Origin of the sequence: Nocardioides asiaticus (genome assembly GCF_040049175.1) — a bacterium.
Lineage (GTDB): Bacteria > Actinomycetota > Actinomycetes > Propionibacteriales > Nocardioidaceae > Nocardioides > Nocardioides cheoyonin.
In genome coordinates, this window is sequence record NZ_JBDZDM010000004.1 from 325575 (window position 1) to 351986 (window position 26412).

Genomic DNA, 26412 nt, shown 5'->3' on the forward strand with positions numbered 1-26412 from the left:
GTGTCGCGTGGGACTGGTGTGACGCCGCCGGCGGTCAGACGGGCAGCGGCGTACGTCCCGCGAACGCGGCGATCCGCTCGTAGACCCCCGCGCCGTCCGGCACGGTCTGCTCCGGCGCGAACGCGTCGCCTCGCATCTCGGGCTTCAGCATCGCCCGCAGGAAGCCCAGCCCGGTCTCCGCGACCTCGGGGTCGAGGGACGACGTCGGCGGCCGGCCGAGGGCCGTGGCGAGGTCCCAGGTGTGGACGGCGAGCTCGGCGATCTGCATCTCGGGCGGCGTCTGGACGTCGTCGCCCGCGTGCTCGTGCCAGAAGTGGATCAGGTCGTCGGCGGCCACCCGGAAGGTCGGCCCCCAGCCCTCCGTCACGTGGGGCGGCGGCGCGCCCCAGTCGACGTCCTCACCCTTCATCGCTGCGAGGAACTGCCTCGGGTCGTTGATCAGGTGGTCGGCGAGCGCCGCCACGTCCCACCGGGAGCACGGCGTCGGGTGATCCAGGACGCCGGCGTGGACGTGGTCGAGCACGTCGCCGGCCTGGTCGAGTGCGTGCGACAGGATCCGCAGGGAGTCCGGGGAGACCACGCGCCCACGGTAGGACGTCCGCCGGTCGCCGCGCCACGGTCAGCCGGGATCCGACGCCGGGCGCGAGCGCGCGGCGGTCAGCTGAAGTCGAGCTCGTCGACCCGTGCGCGCTTCAGCTCGTAGACGTACGGGTACTCCGTCACGAGCGCGAAGCCGTCCCAGAGCCGCCCGGCCTGCTCGCCCTTCGGCGCCTTGGAGATCACCGGCCCGAAGAAGGCGTGGCCGTTCATCGCGATCGTCGGCGTGCCGACGTCGTTGCCGACCTGGTCCATGCCGAGGTGGTGCGACTTCTTGATCGCCTCGTCGTACGCCGGGTCGTCCATCGCGTCCGCGAGCTCGGCGGGCAGGCCGACCGAGGTCAGCGCGTCCTCGATCACCTCGCGGGTGAAGTCCTTCTTCTCGATGTGACGCCGGGTGCCGAGCGCCGTGTAGATCTCGGCCAGCTTCTCCTGGCCGTACTGCTGGTCGACCGCCATGCAGACCCGGACGGGCTGCCACGCGGTGGAGAGGCGCTTGCGGTAGTCCTCAGGGATGTCCTTGTCCTGGTTGAGGTAGGCGAGGCTCATGATGTGCCACGTCACGGACACGTCGCGGACCTTCTCCACCTCGAGGATCCACCGCGAGGTGATCCAGGCGAACGGGCAGGCCGGGTCGAACCAGAAGTCAGCGTTGGTCGTCATGTCGCCCTCAACCATCGCCGGCCCGGGTCGATTCCGCGGTCAGTTCCTCGCGTGCCGCGCGGACACGTGCGTCGGGACCTGGATCGTCCGCGGGACCACCATCGCGTTGTCGAAGGTGACCCGCACGCGCCGCTTCCCGGCGTCCATGTGGCGGTACGTCGTCCGCGCGACGCCGTCCACGACACGGACCCAGTGGACCCGCTTGTCGCTCATCACCCTGACCAGCGTGCCGTCGAAGCCGACGCCCGGCGCCCACACGCGCACCGTCACCGCGATCCGGTTCGTGCCGCCGTCCGCCTTCACCGTCATCCGCGGGAACACCCGGACCGAGCCGCCGGTGTACTTCTCGCTGATCGACTTGTGGCGGGAGGCGGCGAGCCGCACCATGACCGTGATCTTCCGGCCGACGTCGGCCGTCGTGGTCCGGTACGTCGCGTGGGTAGCGCCCGGGATCGGGACTCCGTTGCGGCGCCACTGGTACGAGACCGGCTTCGCGCTGGCCGGGCTGAGCCGGCCCGGGTCGACGTGGAGAACCCGGCCCGGGCGCAGCGCGCCTGTCACGTCGCCCTTCTTCACGACCTTCACCGGCGTGCCGATCACGGGACCGACCGCGTCGGTCGTGACGTCGCGCGGGTTGTGGCCCATCCGGGTGACGTGGACCTTGACGGTGATCGTCTTGCCCGCGTCGTCCTGGGTCGGGGTGTACGTCGCCCCGGTCTGGCCCTGGAGCGGCTGCCCGTCGGCGTACCACTGGACGGTGGTCCTGTAGCCCGACGGCGAGTACGTCCCCGGGTCGACGGTCAGCTCGTGGCCGACCTCGGGCGTGCCGCCGATCGAGGGCTCCGCGGTCATCGTCAGGTCGCCCGGCACCACCGGGGCGGTCTGCGCCGTGACCACCGACGTGCTCTGGTAGTTGGGCCTCGACGCCGTCACCCGCACCGAGAGCCGGTGGCCGATCTGCGTCCGGATCGGCATGAAGTGCTGCCCGGTCTGGCCGGGGATCGGCTTGCCGTCCTGCAGCCACTGGTAGCTCGGCTTGCCGGCGGGCTGCCACTTGCCGCCGCCGACGGTGAGGTGGACGCCCACCTTCGGCGTGCCGACGATCTTCGGTCGCACGATGTTCTTGAAGGCACGGTCGCGGAAGTGGATGAAGCCGGTCGGCCAGTAGCTGTCCTTGGTGATGCGGCGCCAGTCGAAGTCACTGCCCCAGTTCGACTCCGAGACGATGATCTCGCTCGAGGAGACGACCCGCTCGACGTACGCCACGTGGCCCAGCGAGCTCGCGCCCTGCGCGCCTCCGCGCCACCACGCGATCGAGCCGACCACCGGCGTGTGGTCGGTGATCGAGCTCATCGCGCGGCCCCAGTTGGTCGCGTTCCCGCTGCCCGACCAGGGGCGTACGTCGGGCATCCCTGCCTGCACCATCCGGTAGGCCGCGTAGTTCACGCAGTTCCGGCCGGAGTACATCCGCCAGTACATGTGGCCCCAGTGCTCGTGGTAGCCGGCGTTCTTCATGCCTTGGCTGCCGCAGCTCGAGAACCCGACGCAGAGCAGCGACGAGCTCGCCGATGCCGGCGGCGAGAGCTTCGGGACAACGACCTGGAGGCAGAGCGCGGACAGCAGGAGAGCCACGGACCCGGCCACGAGCCGTGTGACTCTCGTGATGTTCTGATGCGCATGTGACTTCTGAGGCACGTGAGCACCCTAGGGAAAGTTGTCAAGCATTGAAACCGGCGTGGCGGAATTACAATTCTGTATTTTTGCTTTCCCCGCGTGAATGGCCTCGAATTTCTTTGCCTTCCGTTGTCGGAATGCGGGCGATCACGGGGTGTCGGGATCCGGATGAGAGGATTCCGGGCATGCCAGGAACCAACCTCACGCGCGAGGAGGCGCAGACCCGCGCAGCACTCCTCGACGTCACGTCGTACGACATCGAGCTGGACCTCACCACCGGTCCCGAGACGTTCGCCTCGACCACCACGATCGCCTTCACCTGCTCCTCGCCGGGGGCCTCGACGTTCGCCGATCTGGTGGACGCGACGGTCCACGAGATCACGCTCAACGGCGTGCCGCTCGACCCCGCGACGTCGTACGCCGACAGCCGGATCGCGCTGCCGGACCTGGCTGCCGACAACGTGCTGGTCGTGAAGGCGGACTGCACCTACTCCCACACCGGCGAGGGGCTGCACCGCTTCGTCGACCCCGCCGACGACCGCGTCTACACCTACTCGCAGTTCGAGGTTCCTGATGCCCGCCGCGTCTACACGAGCTTCGAGCAGCCCGACCTCAAGTCGGTCTTCACCTTCCACGTGAGCGCGCCGGAGGGCTGGACGGTCGTCTCCAACTCCCCCTCACCCGAGCCGGTCCCGCTGGGCGACGGCAGGGCGCGCTGGGACTTCGAGCCGACCAGGCGGATGTCGACCTACATCACCGCGCTGATCGCCGGTGAGTACCACGCGGTGCACGACGTCTACGAGGGCGCGTACGGCGCGATCCCGCTCGGCCACTACTGCCGCCAGTCGCTCGTGCCGTACCTCGACCGCGACGAGATCGTGAAGATCACGAAGCAGGGCTTCAGGTTCTTCGAGGAGGCCTTCGACTTCCCCTACCCGTTCGGGAAGTACGACCAGCTCTACGTGCCGGAGTACAACATGGGCGCGATGGAGAACGCCGGCGCGGTGACGCTGCGCGACGAGTACCTCCCCCGCAGCCGCCAGCCGCGCTCGTTCTACGACTTCCGCTGCTCGGTCATCCTGCACGAGATGGCCCACATGTGGTTCGGCGACCTCGTGACGATGAAGTGGTGGGACGACCTGTGGCTCAACGAGTCGTTCGCCGAGTGGGCCTGCTACCACGCGCAGGTCAACGCCACCGAGTTCACCGATGCCTGGACCGGCTTCGCGAACGCCCGCAAGCAGACCGGCTACCGCCAGGACCAGCTGCCGACCACCCACCCGATCGCCGCCGACAACTACGACCTGCAGGCGGTCGAGGTGAACTTCGACATGATCACCTACGCCAAGGGCGCCTCGGTGCTCAAGCAGCTGGTCGCCTGGGTCGGGCTCGAGCCGTTCCTGACCGGCCTGCGCGCCTACTTCAAGGAGTTCGCCTACGCCAACTCCGAGTTCGCCGACCTGCTCCGCCACCTCGAGGAGGCCTCGGGCCGCGAGCTCCAGGGCTGGGCGCAGGAGTGGCTGCAGACCGCGGGGGTCAACACGCTCGCGCCCGAGTTCACGCTCACCGAGCATGGCGAGTACGCCACCTTCGCCGTACGCCAGAGCGCGCACCCCGACCACCCGACGCTGCGGCGCCACCGGATCGGCATCGGCCTGTACGACGAGGACGGCGACAAGCTGGTCCGTCGCGACTCCTTCGAGGTCGACGTCCAGGGCGAGCTCACCGAGATCCCCCAGCTGGCCGGCGTGAGGCAGCCCGACCTGCTGCTGCTGAACGAGGGAGATCTCGCCTACGCCAAGATCCGGCTCGACGAGCGCTCGCTCGAGACCGCGCTGACGAGCCTGTCCCAGCTCGACGACTCGCTCGCCCGCGCCCTCATCTGGGGCGCCGCGTGGGACATGACCCGCGACGCCGAGATGAGCGCCACCGACTTCGTCACCCTCGTGCTCGCCAACATCGGCGCCGAGACCGACAGCTGGGGTGTCACCCGGATCCCGGCCTTCGCCGCCCAGGCGGTCAACCGGCTCTCCGCGCCGGCCAACCGCGCCGCGCTCAGGGACCGCTGGGAGGCCGGGCTCAAGGAGCTGCTCGCCCGGGCCGAGCCCGGGAGCGACCATCAGCTCACCTTCGTGCGGTCCTACGCCGCCGCGGCACACGCCGAGCAGGCGCTCGCCGACCTGCGAGCGCTGCTCGACGGCTCGCTGACCTACGACGGCCTCGACGTCGACCAGGACCTGCGCTGGGCGCTGCTCACCGGCCTGGCGGCCGCGGGCGCTGCCGGGGAGGCCGAGATCGCCGCGGAGCTCGAGCGCGACAACACCATCTCTGGGCAGGAGAAGGCTGCCGCCGCGCGTGCCGCGCAGCCCACCGCGGAGGCGAAGGCGGAGGCGTGGGACGCCGTCGTCGTACGCACCGACGTGGCCAACGAGACCGCCCGCTCGATCGTGCTGTCGTTCCAGCGGTCGGGGCAGGAGGAGGTTCTCGCGCCGTACGTCGAGAAGTACTTCACCGCGGCCGACACGCTGTGGGAGCACCTCGGCACCTTCCGGGCCTCGACGGTGCTGGAGTACATCTTCCCGCTCCCGTTGGCCTCCGAGGAGCTCCTCGCGAAGGCCGACGAGTGGCTCGAGTCCTCACCGGCCGAGCCGGCCGCGAAGCGCTACGTGCGCGAGGGCCGCGACGAGGTCGCCCGCGCCCTGGCCGCGCAGAGGAAGGACGCCGAGTAGCCCCCGTCGCCGGAACGACCGAGCCCCCGCGAGCATCGCTCGCGGGGGCTCGCTCGTAGGTGCGCGGGGTTCAGTGGCGCTCGACCGGTGGCTGCGACTCGGTGTGGACCTTGGGCAGCAGACCCTCGCCGCGGATGATCCCGGGCAGTAGGACGAGCAGCGAGATGACGGCCGCCACGACGATCGGGATGAAGAGGATGATCGTGAGGAAGTGGACGGCGTTCATGTCCTCGTGGGGTGCCCAGCCCTGCGGGACCCCGGCGGACGCGGGTCCGGCGAGGACGGTCGAGGACGCGACGACAGCGGTGGTGCCGGCGGCCACGGCGGCGGCGCGGCGGGCGAAGGACGTGCTCACGGCGCCAGATTACCGCCCACCACCCGGCCGCCATACTGGGGCCCATGTTTGTTCTCGACCTGTCCGAGAGACTCACCGACTTCGCAGACGTCGCCATCCGAAGAGTCGTGGCGATCGTCTGTCTCATCGCGGTCGCCCTGATCCTGCGATGGGTCCTGCACCGCCTCGTCGACCGGCTCATCCAACGCGCCGCGGGCGGCGTCCTTCCCGAGAGGCTCGCCGACCGCTTCGCCGACCGACTCAGCACGTCCGCCCGCCGGGTGCAGCGCACCAAGACGATGGGCGGGATGCTCAAGAGCGTCGTCACCGGGATCATCTTCGTGATCTTCGGGACCATGACCCTGGGCGAGCTCGGCATCAACATCGCCCCGATCATCGCCAGCGCCGGGATCATCGGCCTTGCCCTCGGCTTCGGCGCCCAGTCGCTGGTCAAGGACTACCTGTCCGGCATCTGCATGATCTTCGAGGACCAGTACGGCGTCGGCGACGTCGTCAACGTCGGAGCCGCCAGCGGCACCGTCGAGGCGGTCAGCCTGCGCGTCACCCGGCTGCGAGCGCTGGACGGCACGGTCTGGTACGTCCCCAACGGCGAGATCCTCAGCGTCGGCAACATGAGCCAGAACTGGTCGCGCGCGGTCATCGACGTCGGCATCGCGTACGGCGAGGACATCGCCCGCGCGAAGCGGATCCTCCAGGAGGTCGCCCACGACCTGTGGGCGGACGACGACTTCAAGAACGTCGTGATCGAGGAGCCGGAGGTGACCGGCGTCGAGGCCCTGGCGCCCGACTCGGTGACGCTCCGCGTCCTGGTCAAGACCCAGCCGCTGGAGCAGTGGGGCGTCGCCCGCGAGCTGCGCCAGCGGATCAAGACCCGCTTCGACCACGAGGGGATCGAGATCCCGTTCCAGCAGCGGGTCGTGTGGCACCGCGAGGAGAAGCGCGAGGAGAAGAAGGCCGCCGAGGCGGCCACGGCGACGTCGGACACCCCTACCTCCGACGCGGGCTGAGCAGCGCCCTATCACACCCCACTGACGACAGGAGGCCCGCGGCTCGAGCCGCGGGCCTCCGTCGTCGTACGCCGCCTACGCGAGTGCGGCGTCGAGGGTGATCGTGGTGCCGGTGAGCGCCTGGCTGACCGGGCAATTCGCCTTGGCCTCCTCGGCGAGCTTGACGAAGGTGTCGTTGTCGACGCCGGGGACGACGCCGCGGACAGTCAGCTTGATGCCGGTGATGCCGGTCCCGGGCGTGAACTCGACCGCAGCCGAGGTCTGCAGGCTGGTCGCCGGCGTCTCGTTCTGGGCCAGTCCGTTGGAGAAAGCCATCGAGAAACAGGCCGAGTGGGCGGCGCCGATGAGCTCCTCGGGGCTGGTCTTGCCGTTGGCCTCCTCGGCGCGGGACGGCCAGTTGACGTCGAACGTGCCGAGGCCGGAGGACTCCAGCGTGACCTTGCCGGCCCCCTCGAAGAGGGTGCCCTCCCAGACGGTCGTGGCGGTGCGAGTGGTGGCCATGCGCGATCTCCTTCGATGGTGGACAGTCCGTCTGTGTGGACGCTTACGCTCGATCCTTGCACTCCGATGGGCGGACGCAACCGCGGGCTCGGCACAATGGTGGCGTGACGTTCTACGACGAGATCGGCGGCATGGAGACCATGCGCACGATCGTCTCCACCTTCTATGCCGGGGTCGCGGAGGACGAGGTGCTGCGGCCGCTCTACCCGGAGGAGGACCTCGGCCCGGCCGAGGAGCGGTTCCTGCTGTTCCTGTGCCAGTACTGGGGCGGCCCGACGACGTACTCCGAGCGCCGCGGCCACCCGCGGCTGCGGATGCGGCACGCGCCGTTCGCGGTGACTCCGGAGGCGCGCGACCGCTGGCTTGTCCACTTCCGCGCCGGGCTCGACGCCGCGAAGCTCACCCCGGAGCAGGACGCCGAGTTCTGGGCCTACGTCACCCACGCCGCGACCTTCATGGTCAACACTCCCGGCTGAGTCCCGGCCGGGAGGCCCCGGACGGCCCGTCGGACAAATCTTCGAGGCGGCTGTAACGCCGCGCACACGTGGCGACAGGTGGGGGTGAACGTCCCCGCCTCGAAGGAGAGCACATGCGCAGCATCAAGGTCGGCCTGGCGGCCGCCGCCGTCGTCGGCGCCACCGTCTCCGGCGCGTACGCCGCCGGCGTGGTGAACAAGTCCGGTCACGAGGTCGACGACCACGCCGCCAAGGGCCAGGCGATCGCCGCGGCCGCCCGGGCGAAGCACGCCGCCCCAGCGGACCCGAGCGCGCCGGCCGAGCCGATCGCCTCGGCGAGGACCGGCACCGCCGACGACTCGACGGCGGGGACCGACCCGTCCGCCTCCCCCACCGAGAAGGCCGATCAGGGCCGGCACTACGGTCGGGTCAAGCCGCACAAGCACGACGGGCACGCCTGGGGCCGCGGCCACGGCAAGGGCGCCGTCGTCCTGCCGCCGAAGCCGACCCAGGAGCAGCGCCAGGCAGCTGCTCACGAGAAGGCGTCGGACAAGAAGGCCGCCGCGGCCGAGAGGCGCGCCGCCGGTCGCGCCCACGCCCACCAGGGCGACTGACACCCCACGAAGGAGAACGATGAGCATCGACCCGGTCGAGCGGCTCCGCGTCGGCGTACCGACGCTGGAGCCCGACCCGGTCCTGCTCTCGCGACTGGTGGCGGCCAGCAGCACACCGCCCCCCGCGCAGGCGCCGGCGAAGCCCGCCCTGCCGCGTGTGCTGCTGGCCGCCGCTGCCGTGGCCGCGATCGCGGTGACGGCGTGGGGCGTCTCCCAGATCCCGGGCGGCGGTCCCCCACCCGCCCCCGGGGAGCGCTCAGTACGCCCCACTCCCTCGCCGGATCGCAGCGAAGGCCCCAGCCCCACGCGCGGGCCTTCGACGGGGCCCGGTGCCGACGCGCCACCGACGTCGGCACCGGGCTCCACCCAGGACGGCCACGGCTCGCAGGACGCCGGGGCCGTCACCGGAGACGCCGGCGCCTCCCCCGGAGGTGCCGCGTCCGGAGCCGGGTCTCCGGAGCCGGGTTCGGCCGGCACCGGGCAGGACTCGGCTCACGGTGGCGGTCACGGCCCCCGGGCCGACCGCGGCCGGTCGGGCGACAACCCCGGCAAGCACAAGGGCAACGACAACCCGCACCGGCCGCCGCGGACGGCCCCAGCGGGCAACGGGGGTAGCGGAAGGCCGGACACACCCTGACGTGAGCGCCGACGACGACGTCGTCGCCGCGGCGAAGCGCGGCGACCCGGACGCCTGGCGGGAGCTCTACCGAGCCCACGCCGGGCGTCTGCTCGTATGGCTGGAGCACCGCTCGCCCACCGACACCGCCGCCCACGCCGAGGACCTGGCGAGCGAGACGTGGCTGACGGCCGCCCGCAAGCTCGGCGACTTCCAGGGCAGCGCCGAGGAGTTCGCCGGCTGGCTCTTCGGGATCGCCCGGCGGCTCGCCGCCAACGCCCGCCGGAGCAGCGGCCGGCGGCGTACCTCGCCGTCGGAGACGATCGGGTCCGACGCCGACCGCCCGGTCCCCGGACCGGAGACGAGCGTGCTCGCCGACGACTGGGTGCGCTCGGCGCTGGCCGTGCTGTCGGCACGCGAGCGCGACGTGGTCGCCTGCACCGAGGTGGTCGGCCTCGACGCCGCGGCGACGGCCGAGGCGCTGGGGATGACCCAGGTCGCCGTACGCGTCACGCGGCACCGTGCCCTCAAGCGGCTGCGCGCCCGCCTGGGCGGACCGGAGCCCTCGCCGGCGTAGAGAGCGCGTCGGCGAGGGCCTGGAGTCAGCCCACGTGCACGTGTGGGCGGCGCTTCCGGTCCGGCTCGGCCCGACGCAGGACCTCGCGGGTGACCGGGGCGACCTCGCCGACGCCGATGAAGAGGAACTTGAGGAAGTTCGTGACCGGGTTGCCCTCGGTCCACTCGAAGTAGATGTGGGGTACGACGTCGGTCGTGTCGCGGATGTGCAGCAGCAGCGCGGCGAGCGCGTTGGGCACCGACGGCGCCTCGGCGCGCAGGACCCTGCGGTGCTTGCCGACCACCCTGCCCTGGACGTGGAGGGTGCCCTCGAAGTCCGACGGGTCGGTGACGGCGACCTCGACGAACACGATGTCGCCCTCGTCGGCGAGGTCGTTGTCGGCGACCATCTGGCGGAGCTTGGCCTCGTACTCCTCCGGCCCGCCCTCGTCCGCCTCGTTGGCGATCAGCCGGATCCGGCGACGGGCGCAGTCACGGACGAACCGGTCGGCCGTCGCGTCGAGCTCGACGCTCACGACCCGGAGCTCGAAGGAGCGCACCACCCGGGAGACCAGCGAGACCAGGATGATCGCGGCGATGAAGCACGCCGCGATCTTCACGCCGTCGGGGCGCTCGATCACGTTGTTGACCGTCGTGTAGAGGAAGACCGCCGTGATGGCGGCGAAGGCCCTCGTCAGCCGGCGCTGGCCCGTCTTCCGCGCGGCCAGCGTCACGGCCACGGCGGCGGAGGTCATGAGCACGAGGACGCCGGTGGCGTAGGCGCCACCCTGCGCGTCGACCGACGCCTTGAAGAGCCACGTGATCAGGAACGCCGCGGCCGAGATGATGAGCACGAGGGGCCGCGTCGCCGCCGCCCACTCCGGCGACATGCCGTAACGCGGCAGGTAGCGCGGGATCAGGTTGAGCATCCCCGCCATCGCCGACGCCCCCGCGAACCACAGGATGAGGATCGTCGACACGTCGTACGCCGTGCCGAAGCCGTTGCCGAGGTACTCGTGGGCGAGGTACGCGAGCGCACGCCCGTTGGCCGGGCCGCCTGCCTCGAACGCCTCCTTCGGGATGAGCAGCGTCGTCACCCACGAGCTGGTGACGAGGAAGACGCTCATGGTGAGCGCCGCGGCGGTGAGCAGCGTGCGCGCGCCGCGGATCCGTCCCGCGGGCGCCTGCTCCGTGTCCCCCGGCTCGCCCCTGATCTGCGGCATGACCGCGACTCCGGTCTCGAAGCCGCTCATGCCGAGCGCGAGCTTGGGGAAGACGAGGATGGCCACGCCCACCATCGCGAGCACGTTGCCGTGCTCGGCGACGAGCCCCGACCGCCAGTCGGCGAAGACCGACGGATCCTCGAAGACCTTGATGATCCCGACCGCGATGACGACCGCGTTGAGCGAGAGGTAGGCCGCCACCAGCGCGACGGCGATCCCGATCGCCTCGCCGAACCCGCGCAGGAACACCGCCGCGAGCAGCGCGAGCAGGGCCAGGGTGATGAGCATGTTGTGGCCGTGCACGGCGTCGGGGACGTGCGGGTTCTCCACGACGTGAGCCGCGCCGTCGGCCGCCGACAGCGTCATCGTGATGATGAAGTCGGTGGCGGTGAAGCCGAGCAGGGCCAGGACGAAGAGCTTGCCCTTCCAGAACGACAGCAGCCGCTCGAGCATCGCGATCGACCCCTCGCCGTGCGGTGACTCGGCGGCGACGCGGCGGTAGACCGGCAGGGCGCCGAGCAGGGTGAGCACGACGAGGACCAGGGTGGCGATCGGCGAGAGCAGCCCCGCGGCCAGCGCGGCGATGCCCGGCTGGTAGCCCAGCGTCGAGAAGTAGTCGACCCCGGTCAGGCACATGACGCGCCACCAGGGGTGCTTCTTCTCCTCCGGCGGCTCGGCGGCGTGCGGGGCTGCGGGGATCTGGGTGAGGGCCGACGAGGTCACGATCTCAGCCTGCTGCGTCCCCGGCGTACGGGCCTCATCGCTGCCACGCGTGGAGGCGTCAAGATTCCGTATGGATTTCCTCGTGCGCCGTCAGGGATGCGTCCACGGCGGCTCCCGACGGCCCGTTCTGGGGCACGGTGGGGTCGTGGGCGGCTCGCTGGGGACGCTGTACGCCGTACGCGCGGGGCTGGCGGCGGCGATGATGCTCGCCCTCTCCGCGGTGTTCGTGCAGCTCCACGTCGGACTGCTGGTGGGGCTCCTCGGGTACGTCGGCTCGTGCGGACTCGCCGCGCTGTTGCTGCCGCTGCGCTACGCGGTGCTCACCGGGCTCACCGGCTGGGCGCTGCTCACCGGCTTCGTCGTCAACGTGGGCGGCCGACTCACGTTCGCGTCCGGGGACCTGCAGCACCTCGCGGTGCTGATCGCGCTCTCGGCCGCGGTCTCGGTGAGCCGACCCGCCGGTCGTCGGGCGCGCTGACCTGCGCTGCACCCGGTCGCTGCACCCGGTCAGCCGTGGGCGGCCGACGCGAGGGCCTCGTCGAGGTGGTCCAGGAGATCCGCCGGGTCCCGGTAGACGGCGACGGCACCGGCGTCCCGCAGCTCCGCCTCGCCGAACCCGCCGCACAGCAGCCCGATGGTCGGGATGTCGACCTCGCTCGCGGCGACGACGTCCCACGTCGCGTCGCCGATCATCACCGCCTGCCGCCCGCGCACCCTGGCCAAGGCGGCCTCGAGCAGCTCCGGGTCCGGCTTGGACTCCTCGGCGTCCTCGCTCGTGGTCCACGCGTCGGTCCGGTCGGCGGCGTCGAGGAGCTTCAGCGCGTGCTCGGCGTGCTCCGGGATCGAGGAGCTCGCGAGGACCACGTCGAGCCCGGCCGCGCGCAGCCCGTCGAGGAGCTCGCGCGCGCCCGGCAGCAGCCGGGTGTCCCCGATGACCTCGTCGTACGCCGCCCGCCAGCGTTCCTGCACGGCGTCGCCGATCCGGTCAGCCGTCTCCTCGTCGGTGACCGCGGCCATCAGCCGGTCGCCGCCCATCCCGATGTGCCGGTGGAGTCGCCACAGCGGCACCGGGTGGCCGACCTCCGCGAACGCACGGCCCCAGGCGAGCGCGTGGTGGTAGGTCGAGTCGAGCAGCGTGCCGTCGATGTCGAGCAGGGCGACCTCGAGCGCGTCCATGGGCCGGGCGTTACCCAGGCGGGCGGGACCTCATGCCGGGCGCGGCGGTCACTCCCCCGGTTCGAGCGTGTAGCCGAGCCCGCTGGTCGTCACGATGTGGCGCGGGTGCGCCGGGTCGTCCTCGAGCTTGCGTCTGAGCTGGGCGGCGTACACCCGCAGGTAGTGGGTCTCCTTGGCGTACGCGGGCCCCCACACCTCCTTGAGGATCTGGGTCCTCGGGACGAGCCGGCCGAGGTTGCGCGCCAGCAGTTCGAGGAAGGCCCACTCCGTCGGCGTGAGTCGTACGTCGGCGCCGGACTTGCTCACCCGCTTGCGCGCGAAGTCGATCTCGAGGTCGCCGACGGTCATCGTGGTGACCTCGGCGGCGGAGCTCTCCTGCCCCCGGCGTACGGCGGCGCGCAGCCGGGCCATCAGCTCGTTCATCGCGAACGGCTTGGTCACGTAGTCGTCGGCGCCGAGGTCGAGCGCCTCGACCTTGTCGTCGCCGTGCTGCCGCGCGGAGAGTACGACGACGGGCACCTGCGTCCACCCGCGCAGCCCCTCGATCACCTCGGTGCCGTCGAGGTCGGGCAGGCCGAGGTCGAGGAGCACGACGTCGGGGTGGAAGTCGGCCGCCGCCCTCAGCCCCGAGCGGCCGTCGGGGGCGGTCTCGACCTCCCAGCCGGCGACGCGGAGGTTGATCTCGAGCGCCCGGACAAGCGCGGGCTCGTCCTCGATCACCAGCACCCTGCTCATCGCTGCGCCCCGGGCGCGCGGGGTACGGCCACCACCATCGTGAGGCCGCCGCCCGGGGTGTCCTCGACGCGTAGCCCACCGCCGAGTGCCTCGGCGAGGCCGCGGGCGACCGCGAGGCCGAGCCCGAGCCCCTCCCCCGAGGTGTCGTCGAGCCGCTGGAACGGCGCGAACATCCGGTCCCGATCTGCCAGCGGCACCCCCGGGCCGTGGTCGACGACGAGGATCTCGACCCAGTCGCCGACCTCGCGAGCACCGAGCCGGACGGGCCCGCCGGCGCGGACGGCGTTCGCCGCGAGGTTGGCCACCACCCGCTCGAGGAGCCCGGGATCGGTCAGCACCAGCGGCGCCGACTCCGGGATCTCGTCGAGGACGGGCAGACCTGCCACGGCGAAGGGCAGCGCCTCGTCCAGGCTGCACACGACGAGCCTGGGGTGCACGAGGCCGCTCTCGATCCGGGACAGGTCGAGAAGGTTCTCGATCAGCCGCTCCAGCTGGGCGCTCGACGCCGCGACCGAGTCGAGCAGCTCCTTGCGGTCGGCCTCGGAGAGGCCCTGCGTCGAGAGCAGCCCGTCGACGGCGAGCCGGAGGGTGGCCAGCGGCGTACGCAGGTCGTGGGACACCGCCCTCAACAGCGCGGTCGAGGTCGCCTCGGCGCGCTCGAGGACCGCCGCACGCTCCTCGCGCTCGCGCAGCCGGCGGTACTCCAGCACCAGCCCTGCCTGCACCGCGAACGCGTCGAGCAGCCGCCGCTCCGTCGTACGCAGCCGAGGGCCGTGCAGCGCGAGGACGTGGTCGTCGTCCACGCGTACGGCGGTGTCGGCGTGCTCCGGGGAGGCGGCCAGCCCCAGACCCGTGCCGGCGACCCGGTCCCACTCCTCGTCCCGCCGCGAGAGCAGCACGACGGAGCGCTGGCCGAACGTCGCACGTACCTCCTCGACGACCGCCTCCGCGGTGTCCTCGCCGACCAGCACCGATCGCGAGAGCCGGCCGAGGGCCTCGGCCTCCCTGCGGGCCCGGACCGCCTGCTCCGCGCGCCGCGCGGCCAGGTCGACCACCGTCGCGACCGACACCGCGACGACCACGAAGACCAGGAGCGCCACGAGGTCCGTGGTGTCGGCGATCGACCAGTGCCGCAGCGGCGGGGTGAACCACCAGTTGAGGACGAGGAAGCTTGCGACCGCACCCACGAGGGCGGGTCGGCGGCCGCCGACGAGCGCGACCAGCACGGTCCCGGCGAGCAGCAGGAGACTGGCGAGGAGTGCGACGTCGGGCCGGTCGTGCAGCCGGAGTCCGACCACGATCGGCACCACGGGCGCCAGCACCCAGCCGGCCAGTTGCCGTGGGAGCGGGAGGGGCGAGCGCAGGAGGCCGCGGAGCGTCACGGCACCATCTTGGCCCTGCGCCGCGCCGGGCCTGCGCGGGCGCCCTACGCGAGCTTCTCGAACGCGGCGCGTACGTCGTCGGAGGGCGCGATGCTGCGCTCGGTCTCGGGGTCGAAGAAGACCAGTACGAAGCGGCCGCGGGCCAGTCGCTCGCCGGCGTCGAGGATCTCCGCCTCGAGCACCATGGAGCGGTTCCCGAGGTGGGAGAGCCAGGTGTAGATGTCGTACGGCTCGGGGCGGAACAGGAGCGGCTTGCGGTATTCCACGTCGGTCTGCGCCACCACCATCGAGGGCCGCCGCCCGCCCATCTCCTGCTCCACCCGGCCGAGCGAGGCGATCCGGGCCTCCTGGAAGTACTCGAAGTACTTCACGTTGTTGACGTGGCGGTAGATGTCGACGTCGGAGAACCGGACGTTGACCGGGTAGTGGCCGAGGTCGGTGTGGCGCGGCTCGCCGTACTCCACCTTCGGGGTCGGCTGGGCCTCGAGGTAGACCGCCAGGCTCTCCTTCTCAGCCGGCGTGAGCCGGCGGGGCGACTCCGTCGCGAAGACGTACGGCGCGAGCACGGTCGTCGCGGTCAGGTGGACGACCCGCTCCCCGGCGGCATCGAGCTTGTAGACCTCGTAGGCGAGGGTGAACGCGGCCGCGCGGATCTCGGTGACCCAGCAGTCGATGTGGACCGGCGCGAAGTCGAAGAGCAGCGGCTTGACGTAGGTCACCTGGTGGCTGACCACGAGGGTCGCCTCGGCCAGGGCGTCGGTGGCGTGCGTGCGCGCGTGGACCTGCAGCATGTCGACCCGCGCCTCCTGGAGGTAGTCGACGTACACCACGTTGTTGACGTGGCCCAGCAGGTCGAGGTCGGCCCAGCGCATCGGGCACTCGTAGGTGTGGCGCACGGGCCCGATCCTCCCAGATGCCGACTCGCTCTCGCGCCCGCCTCCGCGACGGGCGAGTATGGTGGCGAACACCGTCGTTCCTTACTCGCGAGTAACTGGAGTTGCCATGCCCGAGGCAGTCATCGTTTCCGCGGCGCGTACGCCGATCGGCCGCGCCAACAAGGGGTCGCTCAAGGAGCTCCGCCCCGACGACCTCGCCGCCTTCATCACGAAGACGGCGGTCGAGAAGGTGCCGGGGCTGGAGCCCTCGATGATCGATGACCTGCTCCTCGGCTGCGGCCTGCCCGGCGGCGAGTCCGGCAACAACATGGGCCGCGTGGTGAGCATCCTCAACGGCTGGGACAACGTGCCGGGCGCGACGATCACCCGCTACTGCTCCTCCTCGGTGCAGACGACCCGGATGGCGTTCCACGCGATCAAGGCCGGCGAGGCGGATGTGATCGTCTCCGCGGGCGTCGAGACCGTCTCGCGCTTCTTCAAGGGCACCTCCGACCACCTGCCCGACACGGTCAACCACCTCTTCGACGACGCGCAGTCCCGCACCGCGAAGACCGCCGAGACCAACGAGGCATGGCACGACCCGCGCGAGGACGGCCTGCTGCCCGACATCTACATCGCGATGGGCCAGACCGCGGAGAACGTCGCCACCTCGCGCGGCATCTCGCGCCGGGAGATGGACGAGTTCGGCGTCCGCTCACAGAACCTCGCCGAGAAGGCGATCGCCGACGGCTTCTGGGCGCGCGAGATCACCCCGGTCACCACGCCCGAGGGCACCGTCGTCTCCGCCGACGACGGCCCGCGCGCCGGCGTGACGTACGACGCGATCTCGCAGCTCAAGCCGGTCTTCCGCGAGAACGGCACCGTCACCGCCGGCAACTGCTGCGCGCTCAACGACGGCGCGGCCGCGGTCGTGGTCATGTCCGACACGAAGGCCGCCGAGCTCGGCGTCACGCCGCTGGCCCGGATCGTGTCCACCGGCGTCACCGGGCTCTCGCCGGAGATCATGGGCCTCGGGCCGGTCGAGGCCACCCGTCAGGCGCTCAAGAACGCGAGGATGACGATCGACGACATCGACCTCGTGGAGATCAACGAGGCGTTCGCCGCGCAGGTCATCCCGTCCTACCAGGACCTCGGCATCGACCTCGACAGGCTCAACGTCAACGGCGGCGCCATCGCGGTCGGCCACCCGTTCGGGATGACGGGCGCGCGGCTGCAGAACACCATGCTCAACAGCTTGGACTGGCACGACAAGACCACCGGCCTCATCACCATGTGCGTCGGCGGCGGCCAGGGCATGGCCCTCATCCTCGAGCGCCTCTGACGACCCACCTCACCCGGCGCTCGCCGCCGGCGCCCGAGCCCTATCCTTCTGTGTGTGACTGATGGGACTCCGTGGCTCGACGCCGGTCAGCAGCGGTCGTGGCGCGCCCTGCTGATGGGGATGACGCTGCTCAGCGACCGGCTCGACTCCGAGCTGCGGCGCGAGTTCGACATCTCGTTGGCGGAGTACGAGATCCTCGTCCGGCTCTCCGAGAACGACGGCGCCATGCGGATGGCTCAGCTCGCCGACGCGATGGCCCACTCCCGCTCCCGGGTCACCCACACGGTCACCAGGATGGAGAGGGCCGGCCTCGTCGAGCGGCGCACCTCACCTGCTGATGGGCGCGGCGTGGTCGCCAGGCTCACCGACAAGGGCATGGACCTCCTTGTGCGCGCCGCCCCGAGCCACGTCACCGCTGTACGCGAGCACCTCGTCGACCTCGCCTCCCCCGACGACTTCGCCGCGCTCGGCCGGGTCATGGACGCGGTCTCGGACCACCTGGTCTCCGACCGCCCCCAGATCGAGATGCGCGAGCCCTAGCCCGCCGAGGGTCAGTCGCTGGCTCAGTCGCGGGTGAGACGGCGGTGGGTGACCCGGTGCGGGCGGGCGGCGTCGGCTCCGAGGCGCTGGACCTTGTTCTCCTCGTAGGCCGCGAAGTTACCCTCGAACCAGAACCACCGGCCGGGCTCCTCGTCGGTGCCCTCCCACGCGAGGATGTGGGTGGCGATCCGGTCCAGGAACCAGCGGTCGTGGGAGGTGACCACGGCACAGCCGGGGAACTCCAGCAGCGCGTCCTCGAGCGACGACAGCGTCTCGACGTCGAGGTCGTTGGTCGGCTCGTCGAGGAGCAGCAGGTTGCCGCCCATCTTCAGCGTGAGGGCGAGGTTGAGCCGGTTGCGCTCACCGCCGGAGAGGACGCCGGCCTTCTTCTGCTGGTCGGGGCCCTTGAAGCCGAAGCTCGCGACGTAGGCCCGGGAGTTCATCTCGAAGTTGGCGACCTTGATGAAGTCGAGGCCGTCGGAGACGACCTCCCACACGTTCTTGTTGGGCTCGATGCCGCCGCGGCTCTGGTCGACGTAGGAGATCTTCACGGTCTGGCCGACGTCGAGCGAGCCGGCGTCGGGCTCCTCCGAGCCGGTGATCATGCGGTAGAGCGTGGTCTTGCCGACCCCGTTGGGCCCGATGACGCCGACGATGCCCGCGCGCGGCAGGGAGAACGAGACGTCGTCCCAGAGCGGCCGGCCCTCGAAGCCCTTGGTCAGGCCCTTCGCCTCGAGCACGACGTCACCGAGCCGGGGCCCGGCGGGGATGTTGATCTCGGAGGTGTCGATCTTGCGGGCGCGCTCGGCCTCCGCCGCCATCTCCTCGTAGCGGGCCAGGCGCGCCTTCGACTTGGTCTGCCTCGCCTTCGCGTTGGAGCGGACCCACTCCAGCTCCTTCTCGAGCATCCTGGCGCGCTTGGCGTCCTTCTGGCCCTCGATCTTGAGGCGCTCCTTCTTGGTCTCCAGGTAGGTGGAGTAGTTGCCCTCGTAGGGGTGTGCGCGGCCGCGGTCGAGCTCGAGGATCCAGCCGGCGACGTTGTCCAGGAAGTACCGGTCGTGGGTCACGGCCAGGACAGCACCGGGGTAGCTCTTGAGGTGGCCCTCCAGCCACTGGACCGACTCGGCGTCGAGGTGGTTGGTGGGCTCGTCGAGGAGCAGCAGGTCGGGCTGCTGGAGCAGCAGCTTGCACAGCGCGACCCGGCGGCGCTCACCACCGGAGAGGTTGTCGACCAGCGCGTCCGAGGGCGGGCAGCGCAGCGCGTCCATGGCCTGCTCGAGCCGGCTGTCGAGGTCCCACGCGTTGGCGTGGTCGAGATCGGTCTGCAGGTCGCCCATCTCCGCAAGGAGGCTGTCGAAGTCCGCGTCGGGATCGGCCATCTGCTCCGAGATCTGGTTGTAGCGGTCGAGCTTCGCCTTGATGTCGCCGACCGCCTCCTCGACGTTCTCCAGGACGGTCTTGCCCTCGGTCAGCGGCGGCTCCTGCTGGAGCATGCCGACGGTCGCGTCGGGGTCGGGGATCGCATCGCCGTTGTTGGGATGCTCGAGGCCGGCCATGATCTTCAGCAGCGTCGACTTCCCGGTGCCGTTCGGGCCGACGACACCGATCTTGGCGCCGTGCAGGAAGGACAGGGTGACGTTGTCGAGGACGACCTTGTCACCGTGGGCCTTGCGCACGTTGCGCAGGGTGAAGATGTAGTCCGCCATAACCCTGAACCCTACGGGGATCGCCGCCCCGAGGCACATCCGCCCCGGGGCGCCGATCCCCGTCTCTGACCGCCGTCTCAGGCCGCCGTCTCAGGCCGCCGGCGCCGGGGCCTCCGGCTCGGCGTCGGGAGCGAGGTCGGGGTCGGGCCGATCGCGCTCGAAGCCGGGCGGCTCCGACATCGGCAGAGGACCGCCCCAGTCGCGGCGGGCCTGCTCGATCGCGGCCGCCTCGGGGTCCTCCTCGGAGCGCCGTCCCTCGTTCTTCATCAGCATCGAGCTGCCGCGGTTCAGGTCGTGGCCGACCACGCTGGCCTCGATCTCGAAGGTGTTGACCTCGATGCCGTCCTTGTTGGTGTAGGACCGCGCCATCAGCCGGCCGTGGACCACGACGGCGTCGCCCTTGCGCAGCGAGCGGGCGGCGTTCTCGCCCAGCTTGCGCCAGGCGTTCACGGTGTACCACTGCGTCGGGCTGTCGGCCCACTCCCCCGTGTTCCGGTTGAGCCGCCGGGGCGTCACGGCGACGCGGAAGTTGGCGACCTTGTGGCCGCCGGCGTTGCGCAGGACCGGCTCGCCGCCGACATAGCCCTGCACGGTGATCATCGACTGGTTCATCGTCTCTCTCCTGTTCTCGCCCGCGCTCGCGGGCCATGACGACGAGCGTCGGCCCCGGCACCGACAGGGCCCGCCGCCGGCGGCGACGGCTGTGGAAGCCACTGCCGGGAAGGCGGCCTGTGGAGAGAAACCGGCCTACTTGAGCGCCTTGGCGAGCCCCTGCCGCAGCGCGGTGTAGGCCGAGAGCTCCTGCTCGATCGGGTCGACGACGAGCTCGCGCGACACCTGGCCGACGGCGGAGCGCAGCCGGTGCTCGGCAGCGGCAGCGCGAGCGCGCGCCGTGCCGATGACCAGCACGCGGCAGAGCAGCGCCAGCACGATCCCGAGCGCCACCCCGCCGACCAGCAGGACCAGCGGCAGCGCGAAGCCGGCGACCTTGGGCGTCGAGTCGTCGGAGAGGGTCCCGGAGAGGGCGAGCAGCACGGTCCAGGCGAGCCCGCCGACAGCGCAGACGATGAGCAGCCACTGCAGCACGCGCACGAGCGACGCCCACGCCGGGAGCCGGCGTACGCCGAGGTCGACGCTGCCGACGGCCGCGTCGAGCCGGTCGGACAGGTCGCCCATCCGCGAGACCGACGCCCGCCGGATGGCCTCCTGCCAGGGAGCACCCAGCCCCTCCCCCGCTTCGTCGGCGAGCGCGCGCACCTCCGCCTCGACCCGGGAACGCTCGACCGCCGAGGCCTGCGGCATCGAGGTCCGCGATCGCCCGGCGAGCTGCCTGCCCTCCGCGCCGAGGTCGAGATGGAGCCGCTTGAGCGGGTCGGGTCGCAGCGCGGAGACCCAGGAGACGAGCGGCCAGCCGGTGGCGCGGGCGGCCCGGGTCTTCGTCGACCGCTCGACCGCGTCGACCACCGTCGGCACCCCGGCCGCCTCGGCGAACGCGTCGTCGAGCGCCTCGACGCGGCCCTTCGACAGCGAGCGGGGCCGGCCGTGACCGGAGGCCTCGTCGAGCCGCGCGGCCGCCGACCGGATGTCGGCCTCGAGGCGCTGCTTGTTGGCCTTCTTCGCGGAGACCCGGCGGGCGATCTCGGCCTTGAGCTCCTGCACGCCCCAGCCCAGCTTGGCGGAGACCGGGATGACCGGCACCTTCTGCAGGCCGTCGTTGTCGAGCAGGCGGCGTACGTCGGCGACCATCGACTCCCGGCGCTCCTCCGGCACCCGGTCGATGTGGTTGAGGACGACGACCATGATGTCGTCGTGGGTCCGCAGCGGCTGGAGGTAGCGGTCGTGGATCGCGGCGTCGGCGTACTTCTGCGGGTCCAGGACCCAGATCAGCATGTCGGCGAGGCCGACGAGCCGGTCGACCTCGAGGTGGTGGGACACCTCGGTCGAGTCGTGGTCGGGCAGGTCGAGGAGTACGACGCCGTCGAGCTCGTGGCCCTCGCGCCGGGTGTCGAGCATCGAGTCGCGGGTGGTCTGGTGGCGCTCCGGGATGCCGAGCCACTCGAGCAGCTCGCGGGCGCCCTCGGCGCCCCACACGCAGGCGGTGGCCCACGACGTCGTCGGCCGGCGTACGCCGACGGCGGAGAGCTCCAGTCCGGTGAGGGCGTTGAACGTGGAGGACTTGCCGGACCCGGTGGCGCCGGCGATGCCGACCACGGTGTGCTCGGAGGAGAGCTTGAGCCGCCCGGCGGCGCGCTCGACCACCCCGCGCGCGCCGTCGACGGTCGCGTCGTCGAGCCGCCCGGTCGCCGCGTCGGTCGCGGCGGAGAGACCCTCGAGGCGTTCGCCGATGTCGGTGCCCTTCGTGACCAGGTTCTTGGCTCCTTCGAGCAACCCGCTCATGCTCACCTTTCAGTTCGCGCCGTCAGTGGTGGACCCTCCGGGTCAAGACTAGGACTCGTCGAAGCCGAGCCCGGCACCGAGATCGGGCCGCTGCGTCGCGAACCTCGCGTCGTCGACCCGGCGGGCGGCCTGCCGCAGCCGGGCGGGCGCCTCCTCGTCGATGACGAGGGCGTCAACGAGGCCGGTGTAGCGGACCCGCTCGTCCTCGAGCAGCGCCCGGACGCGCGACTCGAGCGCCTGCCGCGCCCGCAGCGCGAGCCGGCGTACGGCCTGGTCGCCGAAGACCGCCTCGAGCAGCTTCTGGCCGAGCACCGCGGTGCCGCCGGCGATGCCGAACTCGGCGCCGGTGAGCCCTGCCGAGCTCGCGAAGACCACGATCATGAGCGAGACGCCGAGGCCGTTGACGCCGTAGGCCAGGAACTTCGCCGTCGTCCGCTTGTCCTGGCCCTCCTGGCGCACCATGTCGAGCACGTCCTGCTGCCAGTCGCGGACCGACCGCTCCGCCCTGGCGCGCAGCGCACGGGAGGCGCGGCCGAGGTCGGCGGGCCCCTGGGCGAGCAGCCCGCGGCCGGCCTCGGTCATCTGCCAGGCCCGCTCGGCCCGTTCGGCGGCCGCCTCGGCCTGCTCGAGGATGAGCAGCTCGAGCCCGCCCTGCACCGCGGTGGTCACCCGCTCGGCCTGCTGCGGCTTGCCCTTGATCGCGCCGACGACCCGGTCGCGGAGCTTGCCGACGCGGTTCTCGAGGCTCTTGAGCAGCTCCCCGGTGCCGACGAACTCCTGCCACCGCGCCAGCACCTCGCCCCGCAGCAGGGTGCCGTCCTCGGTCGCCGCCATGATGGCCGAGACCGCCTCGTCGTACGCCATGTCCGCGTCGGCCCGCAGCCGGTGGGCGGCTTCGGCCTGCCCGGACGCGGCGTCGGCGACCGCGTGCACGTCGAACGCGAGCGCCCGCACTGCGCCGTCGAGGGTCTGGGTGACGACCGCGTGCCGCGCCGCGGCGTCGTCGGCGAGCATGTCGAGCCACCCGCGCACCTCGGCGACGTACGACGACGGCAGCAGGCCGTCCTCGCTGACGGTCCCCTCGTGGACGATGAAGAGCGGGCTGTCCTTGAGCCCGCGCGAGGCGAGCATGCGGGCGAGGTGGGTGGCCACCGTCTGGACGGCGTCGGCCGGCGTACGGTCCAGGACGACGGCGACCGCGGTCGACCGCTCGGCAGCCAGCTTGAGGAACTCCCACGGCACCTGGTCGGCGTACCTCGCCGCCGAGGTGACGAAGATCCACAGGTCGCCGGCGGCGAGCAGCTCGGCCGCCAGCAGACGGTTCTGCTCCTCGACCGAGTCGACGTCCGGGGCGTCGAGGATCGCAAGGCCGGGCTTGAGCAGGTCGGAGGGGACCAGCTGCAGGGCGCCGGGGTCGTTGGTCGCGTGGTCGACCCGCTCGAACTCGGGCAGCAGCCGGTCCTGGCCGAACCACTTGCCGTCGTCCGGGTGGTGGACGAGCACGGGCGAGCGGGTCGTGGGCCGCAGGATGCCGGGGGCGGTGACGCGGGTGCCGACCAGCGAGTTCACCAGCGTCGACTTCCCGGCGCCGGTCGACCCGCCGACGACCGCCAGCAGCGGCGCGTCGATCGTCATCATCCGCGGGATGACGTAGTCCTCGAGCTGGTCGATCATCGTCGCCCGCGCCTGCCGCTGCGCAGGGGCGTCGGCGATGTCGAGAGGCAGCGCGACGTCCTGGAGCGCGTGGTGAAGGCGCACGAGCGCGGTCACCATGCGGGTGCTGTCCGCCGCGTCGCCTGGGGCGGGGGATGTCATCTCGTGGTTACCACCTGTCCGGGGAAGGCGATTCTCGGGCGAACGGCCCCGATCCTCGCGACGTACTCCTTGCCGCGGGTCGCGAAGTCCGGGGGCGCGGTGCCGCGGAGGTAGCGCGAGTGCAGGAAGCCGAGCTCGATGGCCGCCTGCTGGTACTCCTTCATGGCCGCCTCGCCGACCGGCCCGCCGTGGCTGCGGGCGTACTGGCGGGCCAGCCGGCGCGCGGAGAGGTCGACCATCCAGCCGACGTCGGGGTACGGGATCAGGCCGCGGCTGGCCGCGTCGCCGAGCGACGCCTCGAGCATCCGGCGCTCGGACCGGCGCGCCCAGACCGCGAGGATCACCATGCCGGCGAAGGCGGGCAGCATCAGGACGGCGTACGTCAGGAAGAAGCCTCCCGGCCCGTAGATCGTCGACGCGTTCCAGCACATGTGGAGGGAGCCGGCACAGAGGTAGCCGAGGGCCGGCGCCAGGATGCGTACGGCGCGCGAGCGGCTGCCCACGGCGACGCCGACGCCGACCCCGGTGAAGGCGGTGAAGAGCGGGTGCGCGAACGGGCTGAAGAGGCAGCGCACGATGAAGGTGCCGGTCAGCGCGGCGGCACCGTCGATCGTGCTGCCGTCCGGAGCGACCGAGTCGGTGCCGTTGTAGGCGGCGGCGAGATAGAAGACGTTCTCGGTGAAGGCGAAGCCGATGCCGACCATGCCGGCGTAGACGATGCCGTCGAGGACGCCGTCGAGCTCGACGCGTCGCCACAGCAGCAGGAGGACGAGGAACGTCCCCTTGCAGGCCTCCTCGGTGAATGGGGCGAGCACGGCGAGCTGGACCCGTTCGCTCCAGCCGGTCACCAGACCGCCGACGCCCTCGACGAGCACGGCGACGGCGCAGGCGACGCAGGCGCCCCAGGCCAGTCCGAGGCCGAGGAGCACCCGCGGCTCGGGCTCGTAGCGGTCCAGCCAGAGGTAGCAGAGCACCAGCGGCACGACCGGCACCGAGGCCAGCACGAGGCCGAGGACCGGCGCCGCGGCGGAGCTCGGCGCACCGGAGGCGTCGCCGGTCCCGCTGAGCACGACCAGCGCGATGATCGGGATCGCCGCAAGGCCGACGAGCACGCCCACCACGATGGTGAACGTGCGGCTATCGGACGAGACCGCCCCCATGGCCGCAGCCTATCGGGACGGTCCGGCCGTCCCGCGCTCAGGCGCGCGCGATGAGCGGGTAACGCACGGGCGCCGCGAGCGGCCCTCGGCGTACGCTTGCGCCATGACCGCCGAGGACCTCAACGCCCCCGCCGAGCCCGAGACCGTGCTGCCGGAGGAGCCCGCCGGCGAGACGCTCAAGACGGAGGGCCACGATCCGTCGGTCCCCGAGGCGTGGTCGGCGTTCATGCGCCAGGGCTGGGGCGATCGTGATCTGGACCTGCCGTCGCACCCGATCACGCCGTACGCCGCCGCCCGGCGCGCGAGGCTGGCCGAGACGTTCCCCGGCGAGCGGCTGGTGATCCCGGCGGGGACCTACAAGACCCGCGCCAACGACACCGAGTACCGCTTCCGCCCCGACACCGCCCACACCTACTTCACCGGCAACCAGACCTCCGACGCGGTCCTGGTGGTCGAGGACGGCGAGGCGGTGCTCTACGCACGGCCGCGTTCCTCGCGCGAGACCGACGAGTTCTTCCGCGACCGCATGTACGGCGAGCTGTGGGTCGGCCGGCGCCCCTCGGCGAAGGAGATCAGCGACTCGCTCGGCATCGAGGTCCGCCACGTCGACGAGCTCGAGGACGCGCTCAGGGGCTCCGCCAAGACCCGCGTGCTGCGCGGCCGCTCGGCGTACGTCGACGGGCTGGTCGCCCCGGACGAGACCCTCGACGGGGACCTCGCCCGGGTCGTCGCGGAGATGCGCCTCGTCAAGGACGAGTGGGAGGTCGGCGAGCTGCAGGAGGCCTGCGACATCACCGCGCTCGGCTTCGAGGACTGCGTCAAGGACTGGTCCGACGCGCTGAAGTACGGCGAGCGCTGGATCGAGGGCACCTTCTTCCGCCGCGCCCGCGCGATGGGCAACGACCTCGGCTACGACTCGATCGTCGGCGGCGGCAAGCACGCCACGACCCTGCACTGGATCGACAACACCGGGCCGATCAGCCCCGGTGAGATGGTGCTGCTCGACATGGGCGTGGAGGGCCGCAACCTCTACACCGCCGACATCACCCGCACCCTCCCGATCAGCGGCACCTACACCCCGCTCCAGCGCGACCTCTACGAGCTCGTGCTCCGCGCCCAGGAGGCCGGGATCGCGGCGGTGCGCCCGGGTGCGAAGTTCCGCGACCCGCACCACGCCGCGATCGAGGTGCTCGCGCACGGCCTCGGCGACCTCGGGCTGCTGCCGGTGTCGGTCGAGGAGGCGCTCGACGAGGACAGCAAGGTCTACTCCCGCTGGACCCTCCACGGCGTCAGCCACATGCTGGGCCTCGACGTCCACGACTGCGCCGGCGCCTCGGCCGAGGCCTACTACGAGGGCACCCTCGACGCGGGCATGTGCCTCACCGTCGAGCCGGGCCTCTACTTCCAGGAGGACGACCTCCTCGTCCCCGAGGAGCTGCGCGGCATCGGCATCCGGATCGAGGACGACGTCCTCGTCACCGCCGACGGTGCCCGGAACCTGTCCGCAGCCCTCCCCCGGACCCCGGCCGACGTCGAGGCGTGGATGGGGCAGCACCTCTGACCTCTACGCTG

Annotated in this window: 25 protein-coding genes; 10 read left to right on the plus strand and 15 right to left on the minus strand. The window is 71.7% G+C overall.

Annotated elements, in window-relative coordinates:
* Positions 1-34: 34 nt before the first annotated feature.
* The 3 genes from ABLE53_RS16545 to ABLE53_RS16555 all read right to left on the minus strand — a co-directional run bounded on the left by ABLE53_RS16545 (position 35) and on the right by ABLE53_RS16555 (position 2892).
* Complete coding sequence (locus tag ABLE53_RS16545; RefSeq protein WP_348860147.1) at positions 35-580, minus strand: TIGR03086 family metal-binding protein; 546 nt, start codon at positions 578-580, stop codon at positions 35-37.
* A 77-nt stretch (positions 581-657) separates the two neighbouring features.
* Entirely contained in the window at positions 658-1260 is a 603-nt protein-coding gene (locus ABLE53_RS16550) for a mycothiol-dependent nitroreductase Rv2466c family protein (protein WP_348860148.1), read from the minus strand.
* Between the two features lie 39 nt (positions 1261-1299).
* The gene (locus tag ABLE53_RS16555) at positions 1300-2892 is read right to left on the minus strand and encodes a CHAP domain-containing protein (protein WP_348860149.1); all 1593 of its coding nucleotides are present in this window, start codon (positions 2890-2892) and stop codon (positions 1300-1302) included.
* A 227-nt stretch (positions 2893-3119) separates the two neighbouring features.
* On the opposite strand from ABLE53_RS16555, the gene pepN reads away from it, so the two are divergent.
* A complete protein-coding gene (pepN, locus tag ABLE53_RS16560; protein ID WP_348860151.1) occupies positions 3120-5663 on the plus strand; it encodes an aminopeptidase N in 2544 nt (847 codons plus the stop codon).
* A gap of 70 nt (positions 5664-5733) precedes the next feature.
* On the opposite strand, the gene ABLE53_RS16565 is transcribed toward pepN, so the two are convergent.
* Entirely contained in the window at positions 5734-6018 is a 285-nt protein-coding gene (locus ABLE53_RS16565; RefSeq protein WP_348860152.1) for a hypothetical protein, read from the minus strand.
* Between the two features lie 44 nt (positions 6019-6062).
* On the opposite strand from ABLE53_RS16565, the gene ABLE53_RS16570 reads away from it, so the two are divergent.
* A complete protein-coding gene (locus ABLE53_RS16570; protein WP_348860154.1) occupies positions 6063-7025 on the plus strand; it encodes a mechanosensitive ion channel family protein in 963 nt (320 codons plus the stop codon).
* 75 nt (positions 7026-7100) lie between these two features.
* On the opposite strand, the gene ABLE53_RS16575 is transcribed toward ABLE53_RS16570, so the two are convergent.
* Entirely contained in the window at positions 7101-7526 is a 426-nt protein-coding gene (locus tag ABLE53_RS16575) for an OsmC family peroxiredoxin (protein ID WP_348860155.1), read from the minus strand.
* Between the two features lie 104 nt (positions 7527-7630).
* Here ABLE53_RS16575 and ABLE53_RS16580 point away from each other — a divergent pair, with 104 nt between their 5' ends.
* From ABLE53_RS16580 to ABLE53_RS16595, 4 genes are all read left to right on the plus strand, one after another.
* Entirely contained in the window at positions 7631-8002 is a 372-nt protein-coding gene (locus tag ABLE53_RS16580; protein WP_348860156.1) for a globin, read from the plus strand.
* A 113-nt stretch (positions 8003-8115) separates the two neighbouring features.
* Positions 8116-8595: a hypothetical protein gene (locus ABLE53_RS16585; RefSeq protein WP_348860157.1), complete on the plus strand. Its 480-nt coding sequence runs from the start codon at positions 8116-8118 to the stop codon at positions 8593-8595.
* A gap of 19 nt (positions 8596-8614) precedes the next feature.
* Positions 8615-9232, plus strand: a complete 618-nt coding sequence (locus tag ABLE53_RS16590) for a hypothetical protein (protein ID WP_348860158.1) — start codon at positions 8615-8617, stop codon at positions 9230-9232.
* A gap of 1 nt (position 9233) precedes the next feature.
* On the plus strand, positions 9234-9788 hold the full coding sequence (locus ABLE53_RS16595) for an RNA polymerase sigma factor (RefSeq protein WP_348860159.1): 555 nt from the start codon (positions 9234-9236) through the stop codon (positions 9786-9788).
* Positions 9789-9813: 25 nt separating this feature from the next.
* Here the strand turns inward: ABLE53_RS16595 and ABLE53_RS16600 are convergent, their stop codons facing one another.
* Positions 9814-11712 carry an APC family permease gene (locus tag ABLE53_RS16600; protein WP_425474885.1) on the minus strand — a complete coding sequence of 633 codons (1899 nt, stop codon included), beginning with the start codon at positions 11710-11712 and terminating at the stop codon, positions 9814-9816.
* Between the two features lie 145 nt (positions 11713-11857).
* On the opposite strand from ABLE53_RS16600, the gene ABLE53_RS16605 reads away from it, so the two are divergent.
* A complete protein-coding gene (locus ABLE53_RS16605) occupies positions 11858-12190 on the plus strand; it encodes a hypothetical protein (protein ID WP_348860160.1) in 333 nt (110 codons plus the stop codon).
* 29 nt (positions 12191-12219) lie between these two features.
* On the opposite strand, the gene ABLE53_RS16610 is transcribed toward ABLE53_RS16605, so the two are convergent.
* Genes ABLE53_RS16610 through ABLE53_RS16625 form a run of 4 tightly spaced genes read right to left on the minus strand, consistent with a single transcriptional unit; the run spans position 12220 to position 15901 of the window.
* Complete coding sequence (locus ABLE53_RS16610; protein ID WP_348860162.1) at positions 12220-12888, minus strand: HAD family hydrolase; 669 nt, start codon at positions 12886-12888, stop codon at positions 12220-12222.
* Positions 12889-12936: 48 nt separating this feature from the next.
* Positions 12937-13623: a response regulator gene (locus ABLE53_RS16615; protein WP_348860164.1), complete on the minus strand. Its 687-nt coding sequence runs from the start codon at positions 13621-13623 to the stop codon at positions 12937-12939.
* Positions 13620-15005 carry a sensor histidine kinase gene (locus tag ABLE53_RS16620; RefSeq protein ID WP_348860165.1) on the minus strand — a complete coding sequence of 462 codons (1386 nt, stop codon included), beginning with the start codon at positions 15003-15005 and terminating at the stop codon, positions 13620-13622. The genes ABLE53_RS16615 and ABLE53_RS16620 overlap by 4 nt, the downstream gene beginning before the upstream one ends.
* 44 nt (positions 15006-15049) lie before the next feature.
* Positions 15050-15901 carry an acyl-CoA thioesterase gene (locus ABLE53_RS16625; RefSeq protein ID WP_348860166.1) on the minus strand — a complete coding sequence of 284 codons (852 nt, stop codon included), beginning with the start codon at positions 15899-15901 and terminating at the stop codon, positions 15050-15052.
* A gap of 106 nt (positions 15902-16007) precedes the next feature.
* Here ABLE53_RS16625 and ABLE53_RS16630 point away from each other — a divergent pair, with 106 nt between their 5' ends.
* Together ABLE53_RS16630 and ABLE53_RS16635 are read left to right on the plus strand one after the other, a co-directional pair.
* On the plus strand, positions 16008-17222 hold the full coding sequence (locus ABLE53_RS16630) for an acetyl-CoA C-acetyltransferase (protein ID WP_348860167.1): 1215 nt from the start codon (positions 16008-16010) through the stop codon (positions 17220-17222).
* A 54-nt stretch (positions 17223-17276) separates the two neighbouring features.
* On the plus strand, positions 17277-17762 hold the full coding sequence (locus ABLE53_RS16635; RefSeq protein WP_348860168.1) for a MarR family winged helix-turn-helix transcriptional regulator: 486 nt from the start codon (positions 17277-17279) through the stop codon (positions 17760-17762).
* Between the two features lie 23 nt (positions 17763-17785).
* On the opposite strand, the gene ettA is transcribed toward ABLE53_RS16635, so the two are convergent.
* The 5 genes from ettA to ABLE53_RS16660 all read right to left on the minus strand — a co-directional run bounded on the left by ettA (position 17786) and on the right by ABLE53_RS16660 (position 24840).
* Positions 17786-19468, minus strand: a complete 1683-nt coding sequence (gene ettA, locus ABLE53_RS16640) for an energy-dependent translational throttle protein EttA (protein WP_348860169.1) — start codon at positions 19466-19468, stop codon at positions 17786-17788.
* A 90-nt stretch (positions 19469-19558) separates the two neighbouring features.
* A complete protein-coding gene (locus ABLE53_RS16645) occupies positions 19559-20080 on the minus strand; it encodes a single-stranded DNA-binding protein (RefSeq protein ID WP_348860170.1) in 522 nt (173 codons plus the stop codon).
* Positions 20081-20215: 135 nt separating this feature from the next.
* On the minus strand, positions 20216-21865 hold the full coding sequence (locus tag ABLE53_RS16650) for a YfjP family GTPase (protein ID WP_348860171.1): 1650 nt from the start codon (positions 21863-21865) through the stop codon (positions 20216-20218).
* A gap of 48 nt (positions 21866-21913) precedes the next feature.
* Positions 21914-23680, minus strand: coding sequence for a dynamin family protein (locus ABLE53_RS16655; protein ID WP_348860173.1), 1767 nt, complete (start codon positions 23678-23680; stop codon positions 21914-21916).
* A complete protein-coding gene (locus ABLE53_RS16660) occupies positions 23677-24840 on the minus strand; it encodes a PrsW family intramembrane metalloprotease (RefSeq protein WP_348860175.1) in 1164 nt (387 codons plus the stop codon). Before ABLE53_RS16660 ends, ABLE53_RS16655 begins: the two co-directional genes overlap by 4 nt.
* Positions 24841-24943: 103 nt before the next feature.
* On the opposite strand from ABLE53_RS16660, the gene ABLE53_RS16665 reads away from it, so the two are divergent.
* On the plus strand, positions 24944-26401 hold the full coding sequence (locus ABLE53_RS16665; protein WP_348860176.1) for an aminopeptidase P family protein: 1458 nt from the start codon (positions 24944-24946) through the stop codon (positions 26399-26401).
* Positions 26402-26412 lie beyond the last annotated feature (11 nt).

Coding starts and splice junctions, on each gene's coding strand:
- ABLE53_RS16550 (WP_348860148.1), bottom strand. CDS start 1,260: ATGACGACCAACGCTGACTTCTGGTTCGACCCGGCCTGCCCGTTCGCC.
- pepN (WP_348860151.1), top strand. CDS start 3,120: ATGCCAGGAACCAACCTCACGCGCGAGGAGGCGCAGACCCGCGCAGCA.
- ABLE53_RS16570 (WP_348860154.1), top strand. CDS start 6,063: ATGTTTGTTCTCGACCTGTCCGAGAGACTCACCGACTTCGCAGACGTC.
- ABLE53_RS16575 (WP_348860155.1), bottom strand. CDS start 7,526: ATGGCCACCACTCGCACCGCCACGACCGTCTGGGAGGGCACCCTCTTC.
- ABLE53_RS16585 (WP_348860157.1), top strand. CDS start 8,116: ATGCGCAGCATCAAGGTCGGCCTGGCGGCCGCCGCCGTCGTCGGCGCC.
- ABLE53_RS16590 (WP_348860158.1), top strand. CDS start 8,615: ATGAGCATCGACCCGGTCGAGCGGCTCCGCGTCGGCGTACCGACGCTG.
- ABLE53_RS16610 (WP_348860162.1), bottom strand. CDS start 12,888: ATGGACGCGCTCGAGGTCGCCCTGCTCGACATCGACGGCACGCTGCTC.
- ABLE53_RS16615 (WP_348860164.1), bottom strand. CDS start 13,623: ATGAGCAGGGTGCTGGTGATCGAGGACGAGCCCGCGCTTGTCCGGGCG.
- ABLE53_RS16630 (WP_348860167.1), top strand. CDS start 16,008: ATGCCCGAGGCAGTCATCGTTTCCGCGGCGCGTACGCCGATCGGCCGC.
- ettA (WP_348860169.1), bottom strand. CDS start 19,468: ATGGCGGACTACATCTTCACCCTGCGCAACGTGCGCAAGGCCCACGGT.
- ABLE53_RS16645 (WP_348860170.1), bottom strand. CDS start 20,080: ATGAACCAGTCGATGATCACCGTGCAGGGCTATGTCGGCGGCGAGCCG.
- ABLE53_RS16650 (WP_348860171.1), bottom strand. CDS start 21,865: ATGAGCGGGTTGCTCGAAGGAGCCAAGAACCTGGTCACGAAGGGCACC.
- ABLE53_RS16655 (WP_348860173.1), bottom strand. CDS start 23,680: ATGACATCCCCCGCCCCAGGCGACGCGGCGGACAGCACCCGCATGGTG.
- ABLE53_RS16660 (WP_348860175.1), bottom strand. CDS start 24,840: ATGGGGGCGGTCTCGTCCGATAGCCGCACGTTCACCATCGTGGTGGGC.
- ABLE53_RS16665 (WP_348860176.1), top strand. CDS start 24,944: ATGACCGCCGAGGACCTCAACGCCCCCGCCGAGCCCGAGACCGTGCTG.